At 44.2% G+C, this 24,852-nt stretch carries 34 protein-coding genes; 8 read left to right on the top strand and 26 right to left on the bottom strand.

All coding sequences use genetic code 11. The features are described 5' to 3' along the window. The 3 genes from ACQ76X_RS28620 to ACQ76X_RS28610 all read right to left on the bottom strand — a co-directional run. On the bottom strand, positions 1–411 hold a 411-nt coding region (locus ACQ76X_RS28620), incomplete at its 3' end, for a hypothetical protein (RefSeq protein WP_438497213.1). Positions 412–853: 442 nt separating this feature from the next. Further along, entirely contained in the window at positions 854–1,120 is a 267-nt protein-coding gene (locus ACQ76X_RS28615) for a hypothetical protein (protein WP_438497212.1), read from the bottom strand. Positions 1,121–1,566: 446 nt separating this feature from the next. After that, on the bottom strand, positions 1,567–1,788 hold the full coding sequence (locus tag ACQ76X_RS28610) for a helix-turn-helix domain-containing protein (RefSeq protein ID WP_438497211.1): 222 nt from the start codon (positions 1,786–1,788) through the stop codon (positions 1,567–1,569). A gap of 450 nt (positions 1,789–2,238) precedes the next feature. Between ACQ76X_RS28610 and ACQ76X_RS28605 the strand changes: the two genes are divergently transcribed. After that, the gene (locus ACQ76X_RS28605) at positions 2,239–2,481 is read left to right on the top strand and encodes a DUF7667 family protein (RefSeq protein WP_438497210.1); all 243 of its coding nucleotides are present in this window, start codon (positions 2,239–2,241) and stop codon (positions 2,479–2,481) included. Continuing rightward, the gene (locus tag ACQ76X_RS28600; protein ID WP_438497209.1) at positions 2,478–2,714 is read left to right on the top strand and encodes a hypothetical protein; all 237 of its coding nucleotides are present in this window, start codon (positions 2,478–2,480) and stop codon (positions 2,712–2,714) included. Before ACQ76X_RS28605 ends, ACQ76X_RS28600 begins: the two co-directional genes overlap by 4 nt. A 466-nt stretch (positions 2,715–3,180) precedes the next feature. Here ACQ76X_RS28600 and ACQ76X_RS28595 read toward each other — a convergent pair whose 3' ends face one another. From ACQ76X_RS28595 to ACQ76X_RS28585, 3 genes are all read right to left on the bottom strand, one after another. Then, positions 3,181–4,161: an SDR family NAD(P)-dependent oxidoreductase gene (locus tag ACQ76X_RS28595; protein ID WP_438497208.1), complete on the bottom strand. Its 981-nt coding sequence runs from the start codon at positions 4,159–4,161 to the stop codon at positions 3,181–3,183. A 174-nt stretch (positions 4,162–4,335) separates the two neighbouring features. Further along, positions 4,336–4,749, bottom strand: coding sequence for a MerR family transcriptional regulator (locus tag ACQ76X_RS28590; protein WP_438497207.1), 414 nt, complete (start codon positions 4,747–4,749; stop codon positions 4,336–4,338). Between the two features lie 451 nt (positions 4,750–5,200). Further along, positions 5,201–5,968, bottom strand: coding sequence for a nucleotidyltransferase domain-containing protein (locus tag ACQ76X_RS28585; RefSeq protein ID WP_438497206.1), 768 nt, complete (start codon positions 5,966–5,968; stop codon positions 5,201–5,203). A 390-nt stretch (positions 5,969–6,358) separates the two neighbouring features. Here ACQ76X_RS28585 and ACQ76X_RS28580 point away from each other — a divergent pair, with 390 nt between their 5' ends. The 3 genes from ACQ76X_RS28580 (at position 6,359) to ACQ76X_RS28570 (ending at position 8,974) form a co-directional block, all read left to right on the top strand. Beyond that, positions 6,359–7,096: a thermonuclease family protein gene (locus ACQ76X_RS28580; RefSeq protein WP_438497204.1), complete on the top strand. Its 738-nt coding sequence runs from the start codon at positions 6,359–6,361 to the stop codon at positions 7,094–7,096. A gap of 222 nt (positions 7,097–7,318) precedes the next feature. Then, a complete protein-coding gene (locus ACQ76X_RS28575) occupies positions 7,319–7,996 on the top strand; it encodes a hypothetical protein (protein ID WP_438497203.1) in 678 nt (225 codons plus the stop codon). 81 nt (positions 7,997–8,077) lie between these two features. Next, the gene (locus ACQ76X_RS28570; RefSeq protein ID WP_438497202.1) at positions 8,078–8,974 is read left to right on the top strand and encodes an ATP-dependent DNA ligase; all 897 of its coding nucleotides are present in this window, start codon (positions 8,078–8,080) and stop codon (positions 8,972–8,974) included. A 643-nt stretch (positions 8,975–9,617) separates the two neighbouring features. Here ACQ76X_RS28570 and ACQ76X_RS28565 read toward each other — a convergent pair. After that, complete coding sequence (locus ACQ76X_RS28565) at positions 9,618–9,863, bottom strand: hypothetical protein (RefSeq protein ID WP_438497201.1); 246 nt, start codon at positions 9,861–9,863, stop codon at positions 9,618–9,620. 467 nt (positions 9,864–10,330) lie between these two features. Here ACQ76X_RS28565 and ACQ76X_RS28560 point away from each other — a divergent pair, with 467 nt between their 5' ends. Continuing rightward, positions 10,331–10,672 (top strand): hypothetical protein, encoded by a 342-nt coding sequence (locus ACQ76X_RS28560; RefSeq protein WP_438497200.1) that lies wholly within the window; start codon positions 10,331–10,333, stop codon positions 10,670–10,672. A gap of 66 nt (positions 10,673–10,738) precedes the next feature. Here ACQ76X_RS28560 and ACQ76X_RS28555 read toward each other — a convergent pair whose 3' ends face one another. The 4 genes from ACQ76X_RS28555 to ACQ76X_RS28540 all read right to left on the bottom strand — a co-directional run bounded on the left by ACQ76X_RS28555 (position 10,739) and on the right by ACQ76X_RS28540 (position 12,957). Further along, complete coding sequence (locus ACQ76X_RS28555; protein ID WP_438497199.1) at positions 10,739–10,957, bottom strand: hypothetical protein; 219 nt, start codon at positions 10,955–10,957, stop codon at positions 10,739–10,741. 159 nt (positions 10,958–11,116) lie between these two features. Further along, positions 11,117–11,788: a hypothetical protein gene (locus ACQ76X_RS28550; RefSeq protein WP_438497198.1), complete on the bottom strand. Its 672-nt coding sequence runs from the start codon at positions 11,786–11,788 to the stop codon at positions 11,117–11,119. Positions 11,789–11,863: 75 nt separating this feature from the next. Next, on the bottom strand, positions 11,864–12,457 hold the full coding sequence (locus tag ACQ76X_RS28545; RefSeq protein WP_438497197.1) for a hypothetical protein: 594 nt from the start codon (positions 12,455–12,457) through the stop codon (positions 11,864–11,866). A 281-nt stretch (positions 12,458–12,738) separates the two neighbouring features. Continuing rightward, a complete protein-coding gene (locus ACQ76X_RS28540; protein ID WP_438497196.1) occupies positions 12,739–12,957 on the bottom strand; it encodes a hypothetical protein in 219 nt (72 codons plus the stop codon). Between the two features lie 273 nt (positions 12,958–13,230). Between ACQ76X_RS28540 and ACQ76X_RS28535 the strand changes: the two genes are divergently transcribed. Beyond that, positions 13,231–14,187 (top strand): DUF6414 family protein, encoded by a 957-nt coding sequence (locus ACQ76X_RS28535; RefSeq protein WP_438497195.1) that lies wholly within the window; start codon positions 13,231–13,233, stop codon positions 14,185–14,187. Here the strand turns inward: ACQ76X_RS28535 and ACQ76X_RS28530 are convergent. The 15 genes from ACQ76X_RS28530 to ACQ76X_RS28460 all read right to left on the bottom strand — a co-directional run bounded on the left by ACQ76X_RS28530 (position 14,171) and on the right by ACQ76X_RS28460 (position 23,881). Continuing rightward, complete coding sequence (locus tag ACQ76X_RS28530) at positions 14,171–14,332, bottom strand: hypothetical protein (protein WP_438497194.1); 162 nt, start codon at positions 14,330–14,332, stop codon at positions 14,171–14,173. The genes ACQ76X_RS28535 and ACQ76X_RS28530 overlap by 17 nt on opposite strands. A 128-nt stretch (positions 14,333–14,460) precedes the next feature. After that, positions 14,461–14,691, bottom strand: coding sequence for a phage holin (locus tag ACQ76X_RS28525; protein ID WP_438497193.1), 231 nt, complete (start codon positions 14,689–14,691; stop codon positions 14,461–14,463). Continuing rightward, the gene (locus ACQ76X_RS28520; protein WP_438497192.1) at positions 14,692–15,483 is read right to left on the bottom strand and encodes a M15 family metallopeptidase; all 792 of its coding nucleotides are present in this window, start codon (positions 15,481–15,483) and stop codon (positions 14,692–14,694) included. Further along, positions 15,483–15,941, bottom strand: a complete 459-nt coding sequence (locus ACQ76X_RS28515; protein ID WP_438497190.1) for a phage holin family protein — start codon at positions 15,939–15,941, stop codon at positions 15,483–15,485. The genes ACQ76X_RS28520 and ACQ76X_RS28515 overlap by 1 nt, the downstream gene beginning before the upstream one ends. A gap of 83 nt (positions 15,942–16,024) precedes the next feature. Next, complete coding sequence (locus ACQ76X_RS28510; RefSeq protein WP_438497189.1) at positions 16,025–16,165, bottom strand: CD1375 family protein; 141 nt, start codon at positions 16,163–16,165, stop codon at positions 16,025–16,027. A gap of 58 nt (positions 16,166–16,223) precedes the next feature. Next, positions 16,224–16,331 carry a CD1375 family protein gene (locus ACQ76X_RS28505; RefSeq protein WP_438497188.1) on the bottom strand — a complete coding sequence of 36 codons (108 nt, stop codon included), beginning with the start codon at positions 16,329–16,331 and terminating at the stop codon, positions 16,224–16,226. Beyond that, entirely contained in the window at positions 16,332–16,793 is a 462-nt protein-coding gene (locus ACQ76X_RS28500; protein ID WP_438497187.1) for a hypothetical protein, read from the bottom strand. It abuts the gene before it with no gap. Positions 16,794–16,814: 21 nt separating this feature from the next. Beyond that, positions 16,815–17,474 carry a hypothetical protein gene (locus ACQ76X_RS28495; RefSeq protein WP_438497186.1) on the bottom strand — a complete coding sequence of 220 codons (660 nt, stop codon included), beginning with the start codon at positions 17,472–17,474 and terminating at the stop codon, positions 16,815–16,817. A 295-nt stretch (positions 17,475–17,769) separates the two neighbouring features. Next, complete coding sequence (locus ACQ76X_RS28490) at positions 17,770–19,884, bottom strand: pyocin knob domain-containing protein (protein ID WP_438497184.1); 2,115 nt, start codon at positions 19,882–19,884, stop codon at positions 17,770–17,772. A gap of 13 nt (positions 19,885–19,897) precedes the next feature. Continuing rightward, positions 19,898–20,452: a putative phage tail protein gene (locus tag ACQ76X_RS28485; protein ID WP_438497182.1), complete on the bottom strand. Its 555-nt coding sequence runs from the start codon at positions 20,450–20,452 to the stop codon at positions 19,898–19,900. Then, entirely contained in the window at positions 20,449–21,513 is a 1,065-nt protein-coding gene (locus tag ACQ76X_RS28480; RefSeq protein ID WP_438497181.1) for a baseplate J/gp47 family protein, read from the bottom strand. The genes ACQ76X_RS28485 and ACQ76X_RS28480 overlap by 4 nt, the downstream gene beginning before the upstream one ends. Before the next feature lie 2 nt (positions 21,514–21,515). After that, complete coding sequence (locus ACQ76X_RS28475) at positions 21,516–21,917, bottom strand: DUF2634 domain-containing protein (protein WP_438497179.1); 402 nt, start codon at positions 21,915–21,917, stop codon at positions 21,516–21,518. Beyond that, a complete protein-coding gene (locus ACQ76X_RS28470) occupies positions 21,914–22,207 on the bottom strand; it encodes a DUF2577 domain-containing protein (RefSeq protein WP_438497178.1) in 294 nt (97 codons plus the stop codon). Before ACQ76X_RS28470 ends, ACQ76X_RS28475 begins: the two co-directional genes overlap by 4 nt. A 2-nt stretch (positions 22,208–22,209) precedes the next feature. Further along, complete coding sequence (locus tag ACQ76X_RS28465) at positions 22,210–23,175, bottom strand: XkdQ/YqbQ family protein (RefSeq protein ID WP_438497177.1); 966 nt, start codon at positions 23,173–23,175, stop codon at positions 22,210–22,212. 4 nt (positions 23,176–23,179) lie between these two features. Then, positions 23,180–23,881 (bottom strand): LysM peptidoglycan-binding domain-containing protein, encoded by a 702-nt coding sequence (locus ACQ76X_RS28460; protein ID WP_438497176.1) that lies wholly within the window; start codon positions 23,879–23,881, stop codon positions 23,180–23,182. Between the two features lie 95 nt (positions 23,882–23,976). Here ACQ76X_RS28460 and ACQ76X_RS28455 point away from each other — a divergent pair, with 95 nt between their 5' ends. Further along, the gene (locus tag ACQ76X_RS28455; RefSeq protein ID WP_438497175.1) at positions 23,977–24,696 is read left to right on the top strand and encodes a hypothetical protein; all 720 of its coding nucleotides are present in this window, start codon (positions 23,977–23,979) and stop codon (positions 24,694–24,696) included. The last annotated feature ends 156 nt before the right edge of the window (positions 24,697–24,852 follow it).

Here is a 24,852-nt window from a genome sequence, read left to right as displayed (position 1 = left end):
ATTATTAAAATTCAGGATATATTCAAACTTCTCATCAGAAATTTCACCTAAGCAAGTGAAATCATTAAAAAAATAAGACTGTTCAGTCCCTGTTGAAATAATGTCACCTTGCTCCAATTTATAGTTTACGTCGACTTTGTCGAGTATATTTACATTTTTTTGTAAAATTAACGTTTTTCCGTACCAAACTAGAGGTTCTCCGAGTCCTGAAGTAAATGTATACATACCTTTGTCTAAATTTATCTTGGACTGATTGATATCCCAGGATCCTAAAATCGCTTCCTTCTTAACAGAGTCATTTTGTTGATACACCAGCATCGGTATTTTTATGATCTTTGAATTTTCAAAACTGCAAGAAGTAAGAATAGATGTAATTATAAATATCATCGCTGACATTTTTTTCAGACCCATTGAAACCATCCTTCACACTTAAAATAATAAGATTAGGCATTTGCTTAAAACTAACTAACAAATACCTAATCTTATTTCACTCACTTATCCCAAATTTAATTTGCTGCATAAAAGTCAAACGACGATGAACCAAAGTTTGCAAAAGAAGCATTTAATCTATCATTTGTATGCGCACAATACAGCAAATTGATTGTATCATTTTTCACAACCATCATCACATGAGAGTAATCAGTAGAGGATATGAACCCCCCTGCTCCTGTTGTGGTTTTGGTAGCTTTCTTGAAATATCCTTTATCAACCATATATTCCTATAAACCGTAAATTGGTGCCAGACGGAGACTGTCACCTGTAAATCGCAGCAACCATGAAGTCTGCATCGCTCTTTAGGACTTTGTATGTATTATTCAAACTCATACTCTTAACAACAAGATAATGTGCAATTTCATTCTTTAACAAGCCGCTTTCCAATTAATTTCTTCGCCTCATCTTCTGAGATATTAGATAAAAATCCAATATGATTCAGTTTCATTTTTCCAGTTCCATAATTTATCATTTCAAATGATTTCACAAGCACTGCCTGTGTATTATCTTCTTTATTAAACAAAGTGTCTCCGATTCTTAAAACGGACTCTCTTTGAATAATCTCCCCTGCAATTACATATCCTCTCCCAGTAATTTTAAATACATCTTTAACTTCGACTTCAAACATAATTTAACTCCCCCTTATGCAGAAATACCCCGCCATTAATGGCAGGGTGCAGTCTTTAATTTCCAAGAGTAGCAGAGTAGCAGCCTGATTATCTAATAGAACAAGCCCGCATCGGCCCTAAAAGTAATTCAAAGTAACTGAGCTTATTTATCTGCATGTAACTGTGGGCGAATAACTAAACGAACCGTTGCGGGTTAATCGCGGGTAACGTTTCGTGAAAAAGCTTATTATCCCCTTGAACAGCGCGGGTTTCCTGATATCCGTTAGATATAAAACATGTAGATTTCGACACCTACAACATGCGAGTAGAGTCGAGATAAACCTATATGGAATCAGGGATTCCGCGATTTCTCAGAGAGCAGCATCTACACCCAAAAACAACAATCTACAAGGCATTTTGTGGGTAAAGTGTGGGTAACGAAAAACATCAAAAGAGCCGTCCAGGATTACTCCTGTGGCGGCTCTTCTACATACTCGATTAATTCAGAAATGTCTTTTAACTCCAATGCGGCCATGATCCTATTAAGGTTCTCAACTGACCAGTGTTTCGACTCATTCTTTACCATATCCTTTACCGTGTTCCATCGTATATCGGTCAATTCACTGAGTTGTTTCGTGTTGATTCGCTTGTCATACATCACTTTTTCCAGTTTCAATTTAAAGCCCATTTCATCACCCTTCTATAATATACAACATTAAGAGTTGCTCGTACAACTATTTTAGTTAATTAAATCATCTATTTTCGTTGACAAACAACTATTTTCGTTGTATAATTATAAATGTAAAGAGGAGGTGAACGAAGTGGATAAAACGAGAAAAGAAAGGCGTAAAGAGTATCAGGTTGAAACAATCAAGACAGTGACTGCAATCATCGTCTTGATTAACTCGATACTCACCCTCATCATCCTGCTCACCAAGTAGGAAAACCCGAAACCTCGGCCCCGAAAGGGGCTAAGGCGTAGGGAGATGAAATACAAGGGGCGCCTTTCTTCTCGATTATATCACACTGACAAGGAGCGATGAAACGTGACCGTTAAACAAAAAATCACCTCGGTTATGACCTATGCCGCCCTAACAATAAGCATTGCGAACATCATTATACTGCTGGTGAAGTGGTAATGCTACCTGTACACCTTCGACTTGCTGAGCTGTATCACATGCACAAGGCCGGCACACTATCCGACAAGCACGGCAAGGAGCTGCAGCAGTGTCTCCAGGTGAACGCCCGGTACTGTTGGGACACCCTAAAGCTACGTCAGTTCTCCAACATGGCTGGAGCCACGCAAGATAACGAGTGGATGAATGAGCTGCGGATACGCGAAGAAGCCTTGCGGCTCACCGGTAGGGCGCCGACACAATGAAATGGGAAGAGTTGAAACCTGGGCTGCCTGTGCGGATAGCAGCAGGCCACGAAAGCGGGTTTGGTGGCCGGAGCGGAAAGGTTGTTGCTGTCGGAACGTTTGAGGGCTACAGCAAGCGTATCGGTGCATTGATAGATATTGGAGAGCCGCTATTAATGGTAATAGAGCCGGAAGCCTTGGAAGAAGAACCAAAGAATCCCTCGACACTTGGATGGGAAGAGTTTGACTTATAAGTCGCCTGATGAGTCTTAACGGTTCGCGGGAAACCTACCGGCTTATGGCGGGATAGTAGCGGATCGGGTTACGTAGTCAACAAAAAAATAGAGTATTAGACTGGATGTCTTTATTCAACGCGTTTTTTTAGAATTGTCATACCGGCAGACTTCATAAAATAAGATTTAGACTGACCTTAGAGATAGAAAAGAGACAGCCAAGGACGAACAAATAAAGTCCTAGACTGTCTCTGTTTCATTCAACTAACGTTTCCCGTTAGTTGAATGATGAGTGCCCTGCGTCATGGATTTAAAATACAGGGTTAGAATGTTGAATGAATTTGTTTATTTAACACTATCTGGAAAAAATCAAGCGAATAAACATGACTCTTGGATTCAACAGCAACTGCCACCGTGTTCACAAGGATTAATACTACGCATCTTTGTGATGTGATTTCGTGTCACAAAGATGCATACGTCTGCGTTGTTATTTCGCTGATACACCGGTCCGAGTCAGTTTGGAGGAGAGCTCCCACAGACGCACTGCTTGCAGAGGGTCGACAGCGTAATCCTTAACTCCGGATTGAGTGCCGTCGTCTGGAGCCATTTCGGCAATGTCACAGTCCTCGCAATAAAGCCCGCCGAGACCAGCAAGTTTTAGGGAGGTTGCCGCCCACAACTGAGTGGCAGCGCCTTGTTGAGGCGTCTTGAAAGTCGGATCGGCTAGTTCGCCGCGCTCATCTATCCAACCCCGATCAACCATATCTTCCTTTGTTAGATGGCGCTGCAGAGGCGTTAGAATTGAGCCAGGGTGCACCGAAAACGCCTGGACACCATACTCCACTCCACGCCTGTTAAGCTCCACGGCGAATAGGCTGTTGGCGGTCTTGGATTGCCCGTAAGCTAGAAAATTGTCATAGCCTTTCTCAAACTGCACATCCTCCCAGCGAATCGGCGAGAAGTGGTGGCCAGCTGAAGACACCGATATCACACGTGATCCTCCCTCGGTAACGAGCGCTGGCCATAGCAGGTTAATTAGCGCAAAGTGACTAAGGTGGTTGACTGCGAATTGTGCCTCCCAGTTAGATCCCACCCTCGTCTCTGGGCAGGCCATGATCCCAGCACTGAGGATTGCAATGTCAATACTGCGACCACTGGTCAGAAACCGATCGCTGAATGCGCGGACGCTGGCGAGGTCCGAGAGGTCAAGGTCGTCCACCTCAACACCCGGCAAGTTAGCGAGCGCTTTTACGGCGGAGTCATGTCGTCGTGCCGGTACAACGACATGTGCGCCGGCGCGGACGAGAGCGCGTGTCGTTTCCAAGCCCAGACCCGAGTATCCACCGGTCACGATGGCCAAACGCCCTGAGAGATCAACGTCACGAAGTACCTCATCGGCGGTACTGCAATGGCCAAAGCCGGAATCGATATTTTGCTGCATAGTTCCTATGTTTCTTTGCTGCTGCATGGTAATTTTATCTCCTTCCTGATGTATTCATATCTCACCATACAACCTAGAGTGCACTCTAGATCAAGAGCAGCATTCAAAACCCACAGTTTTGGTCACTATGCAAGGCGTATTCGATAATTAGCGTTGGCTGTCAATCAGTCATTCAGACTGGTATCACACTAAGCGAGCTTCTCATTTGCCGCCGGTCCAGAGATACTGCGCGGTTCCTTGCTCAAAGTGCTGCTCATAGACGTCAACCTTCCAGTTGATCAGTTCCAAGCAGTCGTTCAGTTGCGCAACTTGTGAGGCAACTCGCCTTTGGTGCTCGTAGAGTATTTCAAGTCGTTCTCGTTCGTTTCCTGGACCCTGTCGAACCAATTCTGCAAAATGTCTGATCTGGGCTGTTGGCATTCCCGATGCCCGGAGCTTGATACAGATACCGAGCCACTCGACATCGACTGGGCTGTAGCGGCGGCGGCCGCCATTGTCCCGTGTAATTTTGGTGGATAGCAATAGGCCTTCGCGCTCGTAGAATCGCAGCGAGTGAACGCTTAACCCAGTGCGCTCGGCGACTTGACCGATACTTAGTTCCTTATTATTGTACATTCGAATCATTGCCCCCTTACTTAAAAAGTTTGAACGTTGTCATCAAGATATTCCAGTCTAATATTTACTTCTTTTCATCTAATTCTTTATCACCTTCTAATACCTACAATAGTATCATTTCAAGATGTTTTTTTAATTCAAAGTCATCCAATCACTAATCAGTTCTTGTATTTCTCTTAACCAGTATTGTACCTAAGATAGTCGATTCGATCTAGTTATTTAACTAACCTGCCCGTTAGCGTAACGAGAAGCAGCCGGTCCTCAAGGCCGGCTGCTTGTGTCTGTATTGAACTATCGTTTCCCGTTAGCTCAATAGTCTTGTGTTTTAATTAGAGTCGCTGCTTATAGTTGTGAGGCTTGCCGAACACCTAATGCAGTGACGTCCCGACGGGCTTAGGGGGCTGGATGTGGTCACTCGCTTCTCAGAGTGACCCGGAGCGTCAATATGGTGTTAGCCGAAGGAAGTTCTGGAAGCAGCCATTGCATTTAAGGCGTTCTCAAAATAGCTATATACTTCATCTGCAATTCCCAGAAACTCTTCAATAAGTACATTACTATCCAAGTAACAAGCATACAGATAATCAACTAAAGCGGAGTCAATCTCACAATAGTTTAATATGGCATTCTTCATCTTAATAATGTCATCTTGCCATACACCTGTATCTTCTAAAACCAAAGAGTATAATGCACGAATTAATCTCTTAGAGTAACCTTTAATATATCTAGTTTTCATTGTGTTATCACTAGCATTAGAAAGTAAACTATGTATACGATCTACTTCCTCCTTGGTCTCTGTATTTAAGTCTAAAATGAACTCTGGAGAAATAATTATCGGTGGTACTTTTTCACCAACGTCATGACCATATATGCAAACACAAATTATCTTTACCCAAAAACCCCACTCATTTGGTTTACTTAATACATCGTCAATCGAGCAAATTATCGTATCGATCTTAGTTACTACTGGATATTCTTCCAAAAGCCTGTCTTTAATATTTGACAATCTTTCGTAATCAATATCTTTGGGATTTACACATACAATAGTAAAGTCTGCATCTGACTTAAAAGGTTTAGCAGTTCCTTTTGGAATCGAGCCACACATATAAATGCTATGAATCTTACCTTTAAATTCGGTAAGTATATTATCTATATACTTATCAACAAAATCCTTATATTCACTTTGTATTACAATTCTATTTATAACTTTTTCTAATATCATATAGACTCCTCCTAAACTAAGAACTTCTTTCGGCTAACGTCTTTTTTGCGAACTTCGTAAATTCGTCATGACTTAAGTTATTCGCGAAATCATTCAACTATCCTGCCCGTTAGCTTAATGAAGCATAGTCAGACTAATACTTTATTTTCTCAGTCTACAACTTTATTTTCCTAGTCTAGTACTATATTATCTTTTGACACCTGAAGCCTTCAAAGAAGCTTCAAAGGGTGGTCCCTCGGCACTTGGATGGGGAAAGTTTGAACTATAGATACCATAACCTCGCCAGTATACTAACGGGGTTATTTGTCGCCATTCAACAAACAATATAGTATCAATTTCCTTATCCTGCTAAAATATTCTCATAATCTAACAAAGGAGCAAAACGAAGAAATGTTCAAAACTACGAGATTACTCTTTTTGCTGGTAGTTGTTTTTTTCCTATCTTCAATACCTTTCAAAAATGTAACAGCCGAAGGAACGAAGATTGAAGCAGAGGTCACTGCGGTGACGGATGGTGACACCTTTACCGTTAAAATGCCCGATGGCAAAAAGGAAAAAATCCGACTGCTGCTTGTTGATACTCCGGAGACTAAGCACCCTGACAAACCGGTTCAACCGTTCGGACCTGAGGCGAGTGCTTACACCGCAAAAAATCTCAAGGGTAAAACTGTTGAACTTGAGTTTGATGTCGCGGAAAGAGACAAATATGGACGTCTCCTTGCCTATGTTTATGTTGATGGAAAAATGTTAAATGAAATGCTTTTGGAAAAGGGTTATGCAAGAGTAGTGGTTTACCAACCGAATGTTAAATATGTTGATGAGTTCAGAGCCGTTCAGAAAAAAGCCCAAGCTGCGAAATTGGGGATTTGGAGCCTTGAGGATTACGCAACTGATAAACCAAAAGCTACGCCAAAACCGACAACTAAGCCAAAGGCAACAACTAAACCAAAAGCAACAACAAAGCCATCGGCCACCAAAAAGCCAGCAGCAACACAGAAACCGACTGAAGATGTGTATTACAAAAATTGTTCTGCAGTTAGAGCAGCTGGAGCAGATCCAATCTACGCTGGCGATCCTGGTTACTCCAGAAAGCTAGATAGAGACGGTGATGGAATCGGATGCGAATAAAAAATACCCTGTCAGTTTAATCACTGACGGGGTTTCCTTTTATTCTTGTAGGTCCTTTAATACTGCCCCAAGGTCGGCTGTATACTTGGTCAACCTTAAGCTTATCTCTGTACGCATAACATCACGTGTTAGTCCAAAGCGTTCCTGATATCCCCGGCAAAAGAATCGCGGTCGGGAAAAGCGATTCACGCGTCCCGATGCTTTATTTGAGGGGCGGCCACTATGGTTGAAGGAGCGCTGGTTGTAGTGATACAAGAACGCACATGTAAAGATTGTGGGTGTGTATTTCAAGGAGGTCCAAGAGCGTTCTTCTGTGTTGAATGTCGAGCAGAAAGGAAACGCCAACAGAAAGCCGAATACCAAAGACGAAAGCGATCTGGTCAAGTTCGGGAAATCGGAAGTACCGATAAGTGCGAACGCTGCGGCGAAGAATATACCGTCCAAGGCGGAAATCAACAATTTTGCGAAGACTGTCAGCTTGTACATAGGTTGGAATATGATGCTGAAACATCTCTTACGTTTTATCATCAAAACAAGGAAGCAAACAATCCAATCCGCAACGAACGTCGTAGAATAGGAAATGTCACATGTGTTATATGTGGAATAGAGTTTGATCCGAAAGGAACGAGCAGGATCACATGCTCTGATGAACATGCCCGCCAATACAAAAATGAAGTTTGGAGAAAAGGTTATTACAGGGTTCGTGGCGGCACCCCTATGCCACAGGGGGCGCTCCGCATGACTGATATCTCCCGGGCAACCGGTATTCCCTATCCAACAATAAAATCTCGTTATCATGCCGGCACACTTTCCGAGCCAGATGGATTTACACGTACAGGTGATCCATATTGGCATAAGCTTCCTACCATGCAAAACAAAAAAAGCCCGCCGACCTCTTAAGGTTGACGGGTATTTTTGTGCCCAATACTTCCCTGCCCTTTCCTCTACCATTGGCATTTATAATTAGGTAGAGGTGAAACCATGTTTATAAGTCCTATGCTGCTGCAGACGGCTCCCGGGCCGTTCTCGCACAGTGATTATATATTTGAACCAAAGATAGACGGACACCGGATGATTTTCTCCCAGCAGGCCGGGAAGGTCCGGTTATATACACGACACGACAATGACTGCACCCGGCAATACCCTGAGCTGCAGCTACCGTTTGATGATGATATTATCCTGGACGGTGAGGTCGCCTGCGTCGATCCAGCAACAGGAGTATCAGATTTCGAGTCGGTCATGAGCCGCTTCCAGTCGCGCCGGGCAGACAAGATTCAGCAGCTCACAGCCACCCTGCCAGCCTATTACGCCATCTTTGACATCCTTCAGTATAAAGGGCAGGACCTGCGCGGGCTGCCACTCCTGCACCGTAAAGAGATACTTGGAGGATTATCCCTTCCCTCTACCAGCTGTGGCGTAGTGCCGCACGTAGACGGTGCAGGTGAGGCATTATTCCAGCAGATAGAAGCCAGGGGTATGGAGGGTATTGTCGGCAAGCGTAAGAACAGCATATACGAGACTGGCCGCAGATCCCATGCTTGGCAAAAGGTGATTAACTGGACCTACGCCGAAGTATATATTACCGGCTACCGTAAGCATGAATTCGGCTGGCTTGCTGCAGTACCGTCCGGCACGTCCGGTAAGCTGCGGCCGGCTGGGATAATTGAGTTTGGAGTATCCCCGCTGCATAAGCAAGCATTCCGGGGCGTAGCCGGCCAGCTCGTAACCGGAGAGGATAAGGAGTTTGTACACCTGGAGCCCCGCCTGCGGGCAAAGGTAAGAATGAGAAATTGGACGAAGTCCGGTTTGCTGCGGACGCCAGTATTTACAAGTTTTATTGTTAGGGGTGGGGATGGTTTACACGATTTTTATGCTTGAAGTTTTCCACAATGCCATAAGCACTTTCATCCACGGACTACTTTGGTGAACATAGTCCTTCGCCCATTAACCTATTAAAAAGTTAAATGTTGCCAATTTTTAGGTTAATGTGGTATTGTTGGAATGTAGAACCTATTATAATATTTGGAGGTTAAAATATGAAAAAAAGGTTTCTAACTATCATTTTTACAATCGTTATGGTTGCATCAGTATCTTCTAGCACTGCTCTAGCCGGAGGAGTCCTCAACCCCACCCAACCCGGTGGCAATGAACCTGGTACACCCCCTAGACCGCCAGGCTATTGCCCTCAAGGACCTATGGGGCCATGTTTAATTCCATGGTAGATGATTTAAGACGACATCGCGTTTTTCCAGGTGATATTTGCAGTTAACTTGGTAACAAATTCTTTCAAGCTTGTAGTCCAGCAGAAGGCAGAGAGAAAATTAATTTGGATCGAATGCGATGTCAACCTTAGTATCCATTCAAATGATCCTCTAACAGAAAAAAGACCCGTCAGGCAAACGCCCGGCGGGTTATTTTATGTGCGCTCTAAATTCAAATCGCTCTCGAACAAAAAGGGCGCCGGCTATCTTAATTGATTCGTCCAGATTTTCACGATACCAGACGAACTCTTTAGATTGTACTAGGGTTGCTGTGAAGAAACCTTATGGCTCTTTAGGGTTTTGTAAGTATCATTATGATAAAGATACTCCTCAAATTCCGATCCATCTTCCATATGGTCTACATCTTGGATTGTTATTTCAAGTGGGTCGATAACTGATTCCTTGGGATAGCCCTTCTGTTCCTTGGTTTTCTTGGTTAAAAAAACAGATACTGTAACTGCTGATACAACTATAAATACATCTAAGATGACTACAAACTCCAGCAATATTAACCCCCCTACAAAAACAGACCCTGCGATTACATCCTCGTGGTCTTTGATTCTGCTTCTGAATTATACTGTCGGTGCTTCCGAACCATGTACTCTTAATATAATAGATTTTAAACAATATTTATGTGACAATAAGTAAAACTTTCCTTAACGCAAAGAAATACCCCGCCAATATCGGCAGGGCGAGGTGCTTCCGCATAATCTTAATATAATCCATTTTCCACATTATGTATGTGACGATAAGGAAAATTTTCCTGATGAGGAACTGGACCAAATCCGGCATGCTGCGGAGTCCGGTGTTTACGGAGTTTATCATATAAAAAAACCAGTACTATAGTTCAATAATCACTAAATATTCCATATTTATATATTAATATCTATTATTATACAATACTCTCTTTACATTTTTCTATATTTTGTATATTATTAAATAGTATTCCAAATATAGGAAAGAAGGTCGAATTGTGAAAAAGAAAGTACTGTTAGGAATATTAACTGTCGCTGCATGTTTTTCTTTAGGATCTACCTCTTTCGCTGCTGATATGCCAACTTTTACTGCCGGTTCTTCACCTTCGGAAACTTCCCAAGCAATTTCTTCATTAGCTTATCTTGAGAGAGATGTTTATCTGACAGTAGGTACTCCAACAATGTGGTATCCAGCCGAAGTACGCGAGGTTTATAGCGATGGTTCTGCTAATGTAGACTCTGATTTTGGAGTTACTCCTATTCGACCTGGTACTACAGTTGTATGGTCGATCATGAGCAATGGCGATACATGGCTCTGGAGATTCCATGTAAGTTATTAAGACAAAAACAGGCATAATCCTTTTAAATTAATCATAAAATAACCCTTCTGGCAGATGCCCGGCGGGTTATTTTATGTATGCTCTAAATTCAAACCGTTCCCTAACAAAGTAAGCCCCGGCAATCTTAATTGTCTCTGGAGAATACCTCTCCACCAACCCTTCATAATCCATTAGGTCCCCGATTGGGTCCGGATCTTCCCGGTACCAGACTGAGACTTTCGATTGCGCAAGGGCGGCAGTCAGGAAGTCTGTGTCGCTCTCCAGTACCTTATAAGCAATCACCATATACACCACTCCCTATGTAAAATACCCTGCCAAAGCTGGCAGGGTAAACTGACTTTCTCATCATTCTACTTCCTACTAGTATTGAATTTCGCCATCGCATATCCAAAAGGGTTAATTGTATCAGGTCCACAAAGAGCCATGCTTTGTTTTTAATCTACTTCATTTAAAACTTATCACCGTTATCAGATTCGTATCGTCTGAAACTGAAATGAACATTTCTTCACAGACACTTGAAAGCCAACGAATTGTCAAATAGCTATTAAATGAATTATCAAGCAACCACCTATTGGGTAGAATACTAAATAAACCACTTCGGCGAATATATGATGATTTCAACATTCTCCATATTTCATCCATTTCATCAACATTCAAACTATCGATTTCATGGAGATCTACTTTATAGATAGTTTGATTGTGTGGAACATTTGTTTGCTTTAGATCCTCACTACAATTTTTATCTTCAAATAATTCCTTTAAGACTTTATTCAGAAAATTATCATTCTTGAATTCGGTATTGAAAATTTCAATAGAATTAGGATTTATATTACTAAAAGATAAATCTATTCCCTCGTTGCTTGTTATTTTTGTGATGTCACTATAATGTGCTCCTAAATCACCTAACATTTTCTTATAAACCCATGAATCATCTGCGGGAATTACAACCCTCCCATCTTCAATGTGCCCATTAACTAATAAAGGTGCAATTAAGAATTTAGCCGTGGAAGTTAAATCCATGGTCAATTCTAAATCAAGATGGATTTTTTCGAATCTCGGTTTAGCTGCAATCGTACTTCTTTTTATTGGTATATCGTTCTCATTAATCTTCGTCAAGAAGTCCATTAGACCTCCATTTCCGTCTTCCTAAAAAAGCAGAAAACTGATAATTTAGTTTTTCTTCTAATTATCTCACGAAGTAGTAAATGGAACAATGATTGGATCATTAAGATAGCCTTCGTCACCATTTGCCAGAGTAATATATCCCCAAATATTAACTGAATGACCTCCTACGTTACTATAAACAGTCTGAGATTGTGCATAACTGACTTGTAGCGGAGCATTATTGGTCCCCGTAACAGGATCGTTTTCTCCATTAGACCAAGCCACATCTATAGCCCATTTTTTTATTCCATAAAAACCTGTAGTCTTCATTGTCAAATTGGCATATGCACGTCCCTCAGTTGTTCCGAAAACAGCGACCTCAAGAGTCCCTATAACTTGAGTCGTATTTGAAAAATTACCTTCGGGTAACAGCCCTGAGGGTGACACTGCTGAAGCTTGAGCCGCCGGTGTTTGAGAGTTGGTACTTTCTAGAAAACCCTCTACATCTTCTGGATTCAACGCTGTAACTTGGTGAGTTTCAGTATTTAAAACTAAGGTTTTACTATTGACTTGTGTAGCTACATTCTCATCCTGTATTCCTTCATTTGCAAAGACACTGGTCGGTAAAGCTAAAATAAGAGCAGCAACAACAGTAACCATTACTTTTTTCAACTTAAACAAATGCTTCACTCTCCTTTAAATTCAATTTATAATACATATACATATTTACATAATTTATCATTAATGTTAATGGTTCCTTGGAACTTTAAAAATGGTTATTATTAACTGTTTCATTTCCCATTTAAGGGATTTTATGTTAAATAACTTCTTTTCTATGCTTTCTGACCTATAAAAATACCCCTGTCAACACACGCAAAGTTTGCCCACTAGCTAAAGCCAGTGGGCAAGAACTTATCATAAATTCTACGCATAAAAAAAGCCACTCCGTTGAGTGACCATCACTAATGCCTGATTTTGTTTATTGCCTCTAAGATGTTTTCTTTTAGATACAAATGCTTCACAGGTAATACTACATCATTAACGCCTAACACTTGAACACCTTGAGTGCGTGCCGCTGTTTCTACTGCTTCAACAAATGACATCCTGTTATCTTCAACATTTACTCGGATGTTATGAACATCCCATAGATCGAGAACTAAGGTGTTGTTTGATTGCTCCATAGTAGACAACTCCTTTCAGCATTTTCTCTATTGTGTCACAATGCGTCAGGTTCTGCCATGTAATAATTAACAATAAATTCGGTACTTCCGCTTAATCTTAATATAATTATTTTTCCACATTATGTATGTGACGATAAGGAAAATTTTCCTACGGCTATAGTCACACTCCTCAATTCCATATATCGCCATAATCAGACTATTAGTGTAAAATAAAGTCACTTACACTAAAGCCATCCCCCCAACCGATGGGGAACATAATGGAGATGCGAAAACATGAAAGAACTCGTTTACCTAGATACCACATTCTTGCATTCATTCATCGCACAGCAACATAGTGGACTACCTACAAATCATAGTACAGAATTTCAGGAATCGGAAACCACGGCAGATACAAAAGGAAAATCCGGACAACTCCAAAATGAACTTGGAACCGAGTTTAGTACAGGAGAATTTAAAATTCCTGGTTTATTCGAAACTCCTTCAGGTAAAGCGAAGTATCGGATTAACCATACCAGAACTACTAATAATGCCATTACTCTTACTCAATTTGAGGCTGGAAAAGAAATAATATCCAAGCAATTACACGATGACGCACTTATGCAGTTTGAAGAGTTTCTAGAGGAAAATTCTTTAATTCGTAACATAGATGAGGAATATGTTTGGCGGAATGGAGATTATATATGTTTAAGAAAATCCTTCTCAGTTTATGATATCACTCATATCAAAAACATTTTCAACCCTAATGGTATATTAACTGCGATGGAATTTGCATTTGAGTCGGAAAAAACTAAAAAAAGGGCTCAATTGCAAGCTGCAGGAACTAGCGAACAAGAGATTAAGAGTGTCTTGCGGGGCTTTGAACAACAACAGAAGTCTCAATTTGACGAAATGAAAAAAATGATGGGAAAATTCAGAGAAATCATAGATTACTTTCAATCAATTTTACCATCCTCTGCTTTTATAAAGGCTGGCGATGTAATTTGCCCTTTAAAACCAGAAAATTTAAGAGAAAATGCACAATTACTGAACTTTAAGTATGGTCAAGATCAAGAATTACCTATTACCATTCTAGGTAAATATACACGGACATTTGATCAGTATGTAAATCTTTCGGGCGCATTCGGTCCACTGGGCGATGTCATAGGGGAATTTGATAACGTGTTTGAAATTTTGGGAATAATAAAAAAAGGCGATAAAATCGTATCGCCAGTTGCTATTTATTTCGAGTGAGTTTACGGTTTTTACGCCACTCATCCATTTCTTTTCGTGCCTTAACTATTTCTTCAGAGGTTGAAAGGTACTCTTTTTCAAAAGATTGGGTATCCTTCTCCAACTTAGTAATCCCCTTTTTAACTATTCGCTTTAGCATATCCATGGAAGCACACTCCTTGGATTTAGATTAATTTAATCATACAGTAATACTGCAAATAAACAAATAGGTTGATTATTTATTACGCGGGAATCTGTTTTGATCCCGCGTATTTTTTTATTATTTAAGAACAATTAGTTATTATTCTGCCCATTTTTATCTGTATAACCCTTGCCAGCTTCCGGGTTGCTCACAATTCCCAACACTACCAGGATACCCAGGACCGCATTCACGGCCGCTGTAACCTCGTCATATTTCTCTGGCGCTAATTGCACCCCAAAAATTACCCCGACTGTTTGCACACCCAGCAGCACGGCTGCCGTCAAAGACACCCACAAGCCATTATTACGCCATTTGCTTTTCATTTACTTATCCCCCTTTTTAAATAGGCCTGCTCGATCCATGATCGTTACCATCCGGTAGAAGTCACAACTGCCGTTTGCGGTGGTATCCAGCAGCCCCGCAGCCTTGGCAGCCTCGCATGCTGGCAATGCCCATTTCGGGATCTCAGGCGGCTTGGCGGCGGTCTCCAGCTCCGTGATCCGATTGGACAAGCTCAACGTCACCTCTGCTTGTGCCTTGATTAGTAGCCCCATCGCCTTAAACTCTTCCTTTTCTTGTGGCGTCATTTCTTCCTCTACCTCCTTAAGATTATTAATTTTCGCCATGACCGCACTCAGCTGCGCCGGGGTTGGGCGCTTACCTGTCCTGTACGCTGCCGTGGAAAGCCCGAAATCCATTTGAAAATGCGGAAGGTCCTTAAATGAGGTCCAATCCCCGCCCCATTCCCAACCGATCCGCTTCGCGGCGGTCACAACCTCATCCCAATCAGCCACGCCGTCACCGTCACCATCCCTCCGGGTATCCCAGGAGACGCCGCCGCCAGGAAGCGCCAGCGCAAAGTCGATGGCAACGCCAAAGTTATGGTATGAGTAGCCGCCCCGTGCATTGGTAACAATCTGCCCCTGCTTGGTCCGGCCCTGAGCATAAAGGTCGTTCTGCTCTGCAATGGTCCGCAGCCCCTGGGTGATAACAATCGGCACGCCATTGGCATAGGCAAATTCAATCAGTGCCTCTGCGGCAGCTCGGTGCGCCGGGAGCAGTCCCTGCAGGCGCTTGGCTGATTTAGCTTTTACTTGCTCCAGTGACAACGGCATTATCCCTCACCCCCTGATCTGCTGGCAGCTCGCTTAATTTTTTTGTCCAACTCACTTCCGGCCCATTTGATAATCCAATCCATTACAGACAATGGTAGCCAGTCTCCCCAACCGGCTCGGATGGCATTAGCCGTCATGCTCTGCAAAACGTGATACAAAGTGCCGATAGCCAGCGCACCGAATATAGCCCCGGGCAGGCCGAATACCATGTCCAGCAGATGCCCACCGGCCGGGAGCAGCAGCATAAAGAACGTCCGAAAAATACCATCTATGCCGTACTTGCTGGCGTAGGTATTATCTTTCTTCGCAGCTCGGATGCCCGAAAGCCAGTCCATTACTACAAAAAACAAAAGTGCAGCCATGATCGTTACGACTGCATCCGCCTCCCCATACATAAAATCAAATACCGGAACAAGAACCGCACCGATTGTCGATGCAGCGATTTGTGATTTAGTCAACGTCTCTCCCCCTCAATGTAAACAGCCCCCGGATCGGCTCCGAGGGCAAAATAAAAACGCCTCATTGGGCGCCATCCTTAAATCTATTTAGCTGGCAATGGATCTCCGTTTTCGTCCAGGTCGCTTGCGGCCAGGTAGGTCTTAACCTCCGGCTGCAGCTTGGCTGGTACTTGAGCATAAGTTTTGAGGCCCTTAATAATCAGCAGCGCATAAATAACAGACATGGTATCACCTCCCCTCATGAGACGTAGACCGCCGGACACCAGCAGCCCCGCCAACCAGTTACGCATTGTCGCCCAGCAGCACGGCAACATCCTCACGGATTACAGCCGGTACTTGCTCCAGCTTTTTAAGTCCCTTGCGGATCAAGCTTGCATATACTTGTGTCATTTATTTAGCACCTCCAGTCAGGGGTAAAACCAGCTCGTACAGCTCGGTTAATGCCAATTGCGCACTTACGGCCTCAGTTTGTGCAGAGAGCAGCTGCTCGTAATTATCAGCAAGAGCCATTTGTGTGCTGGATAGCTCTGTTGTCAGGTCCTTGATCTGCTCGGTTAAGGGTTTCTGGTAGACTGGTGTTTCTACTGGATCAAGGGGACCGTAGAAAAACTCCAGTTCCTCCGTTTCTGGATTCACGCGAATTCTCCCTCTTGATTCTAAAAATTCAGTAGCGTATTGACCATACTCTAATTCAATCAATCCTACTGTTTCCTCTACGCGCTCACTTAGGACCTTATAAGATGCAAAATCTTGCTCGCGGGTTGTTTTAACAACAGCCCCGGCCCTTTCACCAGTGTTAAGAATTACATTTCCTGTCGCTTTGTCGTAATAAATTTTAGTTCCAATTTCCATTTTAATTCCCTCCTATTTTTTTTATTCTGTTGCTCGCCATGTGATTTGTCGCCCATTGCCATATAACATATCACTTGTAAAACCTCCACTAAATACTGTGCTATTAGCAAAGTTAATATAATACGGCTGGGTGGCATTCCCCGTGACCTGTGAAGCATACCAAGCTCCGTACGAACGTCCTATACGAAAGGTGTGCTGATCCTCTGTCCATGCAATTTCTACTGTACTAGGTGTAAATCCCAGTCCAGTAACAGTGGCAGTCATCCCGTCCCCGTGTATGAACGTCCCTTCCGCAGAGCGTCTGCCCTCTACCATAGTTCCCGTCAACCCAAGGATACTAGTCCCGCTGCGGATGTTAGAAGGAATCAATTGTGGGGAAGCATACGTAACCCATGTACTACCGTCGTAGTAACCTGGTGGTGGCTGCAAAAAAACCCTGTCGCCAGACCACACGGTTGCAGCACTTGCGGGCATGTGAATGTTCTCGGCACTTTTGTTTGGCATTGTTCCACCGGTCCCAGCGATGGTTGTACCCACTAGCACCTTATTAGCTGGAACGGTTACGCCAGCGATGGTGATGTCAGAGGACCAGTACCCCGCCGACTTGGTTTGTGCCGTGGGTCCAGGTGTTACAGTCCCTCCCGATCCACGAACTGGTATTGTTCCTTGCATGCCGAACATAGTTACGTCTGCCCTCCAGTATGCGGGATTGAAATTTGGTTCATTTGCCTGTATCCATAGGTCCCCCTCAAATGCTACGGGTGGGTCTGTTGGAATTACTGGCCTTAACCATAGTGTTCCTGGAGTTGATGCTACGTTTTTAGCTAGGTGATGATTGGCGCTTGTCCCGTCTCCATTCGCGACTGTCTTGAGTGGCATTGTACCTAGCACATTCCAGTTGATTCCTGAATTGTACCTGCTTCCAGCTACAACTCTATCCGGGGTGGTGTTCCCCGGTGTTATTAATCGCATACTCTTATTCCTCCTCTATAACTGCGGATACGTAAACGGCATTTGATGCACTAGCGCCAACGACAACCTTTATAGGAGTCCCCGGTGCTGCAACAAAGAATGAAATAGGGAAACGATACGTGTCCGCAGGGCAATATTGATAAGGAAGCAAAACGTCTATACCTTCTGCACTTTCAATTTGCGCTATTATGCTGCACCCCTGTTGTACTTTCATGTAGATTTTCACGCTGTAATTAGCTTTCACCGTAGGAGTCCATTCTGCAATGGTCTTTGTGTTATCCCCAGAAGGTCCGACCTGTACATCAGTGATATTCCAACGCTTATTTCCTATGTTCCAGTATTTGCCGCTAGATGCATCAGCAACGGGAACCATCATCCAAGCATTCCACCATCCAGTTTCTGCGCGAGTTCTGTATCTCTGGCCCGCCATGCCTACGCCAGTAACCTCTTGTACAACATACCCTACTGGGTTTCGATATACCTTCATCAAACCATAGTCTAATCCTGAGCCATTTGTGTATATGTTATTTGCTCCCAAAAAGTAGGTCCCTGGGATCACAGCATCGTCTAAGTTCGTACTAGGTAAATTTCTGGTTACCATAAGATTTGTGTCGTTTCCTTGGTGGTACAACCCATAATTGTTACCGTCGAGTCGGACATACATGGCATTAGATGAATCGTCGTATACAAAACCGTCATTGTCTCCAAAATAGACAGCATTACCTACTGCAAAGTTACCGTCTGCATTTCGCGCAACAAGGGTATTGGCATTTGAATCAGAGGTGTAGGAAGGCATATTTGCGCTGTTCCAACTTCTTCTCCAGGCCGGGGCGTATGATGCGCCGTTATTGACGTAGATAAATTCAGAGTTTACAAGGGCGTTCTCTACTCCTGCCGTCGTCGGCGTGGTAATGCGGATAGTGTACCCCGACGGATAGCCAAAGGTTTCAACCACAGCGCCAGCTAAGTGAATGTTTCCGACTCCGGTGTCAGTGATAATTGCATTAGCTGCATAATCCCAACTACCGCGCCCTACCCAATGCCCTTGGTTAAATGCCCCCAAGTTTGTGAGGATTGTTATAAACTCTGCGGTGGTAATAGGTGCATTGCCGTTCCCATTTGCAAAGTTGGTATAAGCGTTCACCCGTGTAAACTCATTGGCGTGGATGCCGGACAGCATATCAGCATCTAATCCACTGCCCGCTCCATCATTACCGGAGTTCCAAATCTTAAAACCATTTTCTGTTTCTGTGTTGTCAGGAATAACTTGTACTGCCAAAGGCAGTGTTGTTGCTTCGCCTGTGTACACTTCGCTCAATGATGCAACCGTCGCGTCCCCACCAGCCAAGGATGAAAAAAGCACAGTAAACGGATTGCCCGCCGTATTCCTTGCCTCAATGGACACTTTCCAATAACCCGATACGCTATCCCATACAGGATCTCCCATAGAGATATTGTGTTTCAAGTTGCCCGTTACATCTGTGTATCTTGAATAGCATTCATGCGCCGCGCCCTCTGCTGTATATATGCCATTAAATCGTTTGGTTAACTTACCCATTGCATTCTGATATGCGAAAGACGAAGCGATTGTGATTTCGAAAAACCCATGAGCCTGCGTAAAACGAAGATTAACTTTTTGATTGGGGATGCCATCATCAAAATTAAATTTTAACACTTGTTGTTTGAAACTTTCCGTGAGCCTCAAACCCTTTGCAGCCACAAACTGTTGATCATCCAATACTGCCACGCCACCAGCAGCGCCTTTTTGGGTTGTCGGGATTGACGCAGCCTTTGCCGCTGCCTCTGCTGCGTCGGCTGCCGCATCTGCTGCCAGTGTTGCCGCGTCCCTTGCAGCATTAGCTTTAGCTGTAGCATCGGCTGCTGCCGCAGTAATAGCAGCGTCTTTGGCTGCGTCTGCTTTTGCTTGTGATCCGGCTGTTGTCTCTTTGCCGTTCCATGTGTTACGCTCGGTTGCTGCGATGTGGCGGGTGTTGTCTCCGGCATGGGCATCGATCTTGTCGAAGTTTTCATTAAGCATTGTTACAATGTTAAATGTATCGTCGCCGTCTGTTTCCGGGTTCTTTTTGTATAAATTTAAATTTGGTGTATTGCTTGGCATGAGGCGCCTCCTTTCATATTTGATCTAAAAACGGCGCGAAATCGGTAAGCTTGTGCAGCTGCAGTTGATTAATAGTCATGACATTATGGATTTCTCTGATAAGGAGATAACGATATTTATAATCCAATGCCATGTGTGCCGGCTTAAGATCCTCTATGGCCTGCTTAAGATCATCTAGGTTGGCCGGGATCCCCAGGGTATCAACAAAGGTAATGATGATCCTGTACTCTGCCGGCACAACAGCAACGTCTACCGTACCGCCGTCATAAGCCTGTGCTACGTTTTTGATCATTTCGCCCGACACCTTACCGTAACCCCGCATTTTGGATATGATTACGGACCGCCGTTGCTCGTCCGGCTTGTTGCTATCCACGACAATCTGCAGCTCATTCTCATACCTCTCCAGCGCCCAAGTTGCGTATTCCGGATACGCTTGGTTAAGCAACTCTTCTACTCGCGCGCCGAGCAGATCAAACTCTGGCCCCTCAGTGTTCATCAGCTCATCCATCTCAACAATCCCGCTATAATAACCCGGCAGGTAACTCTTTAACCGTTCCTCGCCGCTCATATGGCTGTCACCGTCACCGTACCCAGTACCGGCACTGCATCCGCTGGGATCTCAATATTGATGGTGCCGCCATTTACCTTGAGATTGGTATAGTCGATCACTGGCGGTATGTCTAAGATAAGGCTTTGTATTCGTGTGTAACGGACCAGAGTATCCATAAAGGCCAGGTTGGCCAGATACGCCTTAGTGGCTGCCTCCAGCTGAGTTTTAACTTGTGAGGTGGTTGCCCCAGAAGCCAAAGTTACGCTTACTGATATATTGATAGGCACTTCTATAGCGCCGACTACCGTAACAACAGCTCCGATAGGCGCAGCGCCGTTCCCCATACCGTCCTGTGTTGGATCAATGTAATCCTGGACGGCAGCAACAACGGCCGCCGAAGGTGACCGCATATCATTGTTCAGCAGCGCTACCTTTACCGTCCCGGGACCGTTCCACAAAGGGAAGGCTTTCGCCCGGCCTACCCCGCTGATCTCCCGGGCCCACTCTTCGTATTGATACCGGTTGCCGCTAGTGATTGGCTTGGAGATTCGCTCTTGATAGCGTTCATATAGAGACGCATCCGTTTCCCGGTCCACTCCTGGGATGAGTATTTCCGTAAGCTCAGCCCGCGCAAGATTATTGATATAATCGATCGGCAGCAGACTCCCGAAGGTTTGATTGCCGGCAGCTCCCGCCGTCTCAGCTTCCATGCGGTAATCTCCAAGCGCCAGGCGGGCAATCGCCTTGTAGTTGACATCCCCTATGGCAAACCGGCTGCCGATAGGTATGTCCATTAGGGCATTAGCAGAGTCATAAAATAGCCCTCTCAGTTGCGTTTTGGTTGCAGCCTTACGGGTTACGCCTGACCAGGCAATCGCTTTGTCCAGGTAATCGCCGGTGGCCGTATCCGCGAACCTCAAATTTGCATTCACATCCAACTCCACATACATCTGTGCCAACTCCATGGCTGCCGGGGCCAAGGCGTCGTATATAATACTCCCTTCCCGTTTATCAATATCCGCGGGGACACGATCTAGCATCCGCTGCAGGATCGTTTCAAAGGTCTGGTCCTCGTACATCGCTACACCTCCAACTCATCCGTATAATTTCCGTAATCACTTTCTACCAAAAATTGCACCAGAGCTGTGTCCAGATCATAGGTAAATCTAAATTGAGTTACGGATATGATCCGGTCATCTTGCTTCAGGGCTTCTTTCACCCAGCGTTCGATTTCAGTCTCAAACACGGCCCGCCCCCGAACCGCTCCGACATCTGCCTCATTGCCGTAGTCAGTGCTATAAATCAAATGTTCAAAACGGGTGGTGGACAGAATTTTAAAAACGGCTTGCTTCACAGCTTCCAACCCATCCACCGCCACGGCTCCTATACGCCCATTTATGAGGTCCATCTTGTAGGTAAGACTTGGCTGCGGTGTCTCTTCCATATCCTCATTCAGCAGCACCATGTCGCTCTGTGGAATCATCCACTCACCACCCTATCCATGATCACGTAACGTTGACCACCCTGCATGCGGATCAGCAGCAGCTTATCACCTGCAGCGAGCGCCTTCCGGATTACAACATCCTGATTTCCTACAGTGACCTTCAGCTCCGTCAATGATTCCGGCACAATTAAAAAATCCTCTGAAAGCTCCAGCCGGCTATCGACTAAAACTCTTAGAGGATTTATCTTTGTTACGACTCCCAGGTGCACGACCACAGGCCCGGCTGCATCCACCGCATCCTTCGCCGCACGCTTAATGGCATCAAGCATATTTACACCAGCCTCAATTCCAGGTCCATGGTATGCACGCCATCGGATTTTTTATGAGTGCACTGATCGACCAGGAAGAATTTATTAATGCTCATTTTCTTAATGTATAAATTGACGTAGCACCCTGCCCGCAACCGGTAATCTCCAAGTGCTTCGACGCTGAAAGACCGGGATTCGCGATTCTTAGCAAAAAGTAACTGCGCCAGCTGCTCATTGATTTGAGCCTGATTCAGGTTCTCGTCCACACTCTCATACAGCTGCAGCAAACCCCATTTTTTAATAGAGTTGCTGTTCTTGGTGACATAAGTTTCACGCTTGCCTGTCTCTTTGTTATCCCGGTAGAGGACTATCTGGTTATAGGTCTCGTCGTCAATGCTCCGGGAGTAAGAGTAGTCCGTCATGAGTGAATCGTCACCGATCACCAGCGGGAAACGCAGGCCAGCGATATTACGCAAGGTCAGAATCCCGAAGTCGTCATAAAAGACAAAATTGGTCCCGTTATTTATCAATGTCTCATCCAGCGCCATACAGATCATATCAATATAGGTTTTGTTGTCCCGAATCTGTGATGGGATCACGTAGGCGCTGTTTTCAAGCGTGCCGGTTTTAAGCTGCATGTCCTTGGCAATCTTTTGAACGACCTGTGTGGCCGTTAGCTTCGAAAATACGTATGTTCCGCTGTTCATCAAATACCGGATCTGATCATAGGCCAGGATCTCAATTTCTTCGCCGCGACCTTCATCAATTTTGAAAATGTACCCATAGAAGACTTTCTGCCCTTCGTCCGTATACCGGACCACATCTCCGTTATTGATTTTGAATCCTTTATCCTGGTAGATGCCACGGTCAATAATCGTAAATTCCAAGGATGCCGGCTTGCCGATCCGGTAGGTGCTCCAGGTTATCTCTGACACAATCTCCGAGAGGTCCCATAGGTTACCGTCCTTATTGTCCATCAATAATTCCATTCGATCACCCCGGGAGCTTCAGGACGCTGCCGATTTTGAGTGTCTTCAATTGCGCGTCCGTCAGCCCGTTTAGTTTTTGGATCTCTTTCCACCGGTTCCCTTCGCCCAGCTCCCGCTTGGCAATCTTCATGAGCGTGTCACCAGACTTCACTTTAACCGTCTTCGACTTTGCCCGTTCGTCTGGCCGCTTGGCCGGCTCTTTCTTTGTGGTGGTTTTGGCGCCGGTACCACTGGCCGTTAGTTTCGTCTTCAGCGTCACTTTTTTGGCGGCGTAGAAAACGTACTCCTTCAGCTCCAACTCATATTCAAAATCACCCGGGCGCCCGGCAACCTCTTTATAATTGAAAATCTCAATACTCACCGCTAGATTGATCTTTAGCCCCAGCGATGTAAAGATAAACCGGATCGGCCTACGCTTATTCATCCAGTCCTCAATTAGCTGAATATAATCGGCAGGCTCCCCCCAATTGGCGGAGGTAACATAACTGGGCACCGTTCCACCTGGCTGGATCGCAGGGAAAAAGCTTTCAAAGTTAATCGTTTTAAGTCCCGGGGCCTTAATCACATTGATCTGGCCCAGATCTGTAATTGAATAGGTTTCGCCGTCTCCCTCGCCTGAGATTTCTATTTCCTCCGGCAGCACGGGAATCTCGAACCAAATGGCCCGGTTGTTAAAGCTGAGTTCAATGCTGTAGCCATCGGCCACAGGCTCACCTCCGTTCTTTAGAGGAATAACCCCCTTTCTGTCGAATATTGGTAGTTGTTCGGACGTACAACATACTCAGAAAGGAGGTTCTATTTTTGGAAAATGACGCTTTTGAAAGAATAAGACGAATGAATGAGAAATTCTCAAAGATATTCGAACCATCGCCAGCAATGCTGCAAATCCTAAAACAACAGAGAATGTTTGAAAAAATGACGGGCCCTTTTGCAAAAATGCACGAGCAGAGTGCGATGTTTGACAGACTTTTCAAGGTTGATTTCACTAATACTATAAATGCTCAACAAACCTTGCTACCCGTTATTCAATATCTCAATGCTTGGGATCACGAAACAATCCGTTCCGCCTTCATTGCGGGTGAAGCAATGAGAAATTATGCCACCTCTTGGGGGAATACTCTCAAGTCATTATCAGATATCTCAGATTCAACAGAAGAAATTCCCGAACCGGTATATCAGAAGATTGATGAACTGGCCTCTTTTATTCCAGGCGAATCAGATAACTTAGATACCGATTCAACAAGCGCTATAGAAGCTCAGCCTCTTGAAGACGAATTGCAGACTACCTGGAGTTGGTCGCAACTGATATTGTTCATTCTTACAATTTGGAGTGCAATATATCCTCTTGTGCAAGACTACCAAAATCAAATTCAAGATGATAAGACTCAAATGATTCAAGAAAAACAACACGAAGAACTCATAGAGAAGTTCGATGAATTCATGATCTTTTTGAAGCCGTTTATCCCTACTGATCAAGACGATCTTGAACCCGATTCTTCAAATCATCCAGATAAGATATAAATTCTTTTGTGCTTTTCTCATGAAGCTCAACCGATGTTTCAAAGCGTTGGTTGAGCTTCGCAGTTTTGAATCCACTCCAAACGTTCATAGTAAGAACTGCCGTCAGCATTATTAGCAACAAAATATTTATTTTTTTCTGCCATCTTTTCAAGACCT

The organism is Paenibacillus sp. IHBB 3054 (genome assembly GCF_051594305.1).
Classification (GTDB): Bacteria; Bacillota; Bacilli; order Paenibacillales; family Paenibacillaceae; genus Paenibacillus_AQ.
Note: the sequence above shows the minus strand (reverse complement) of the source record. Positions and strands in the feature narration are given on the sequence as shown.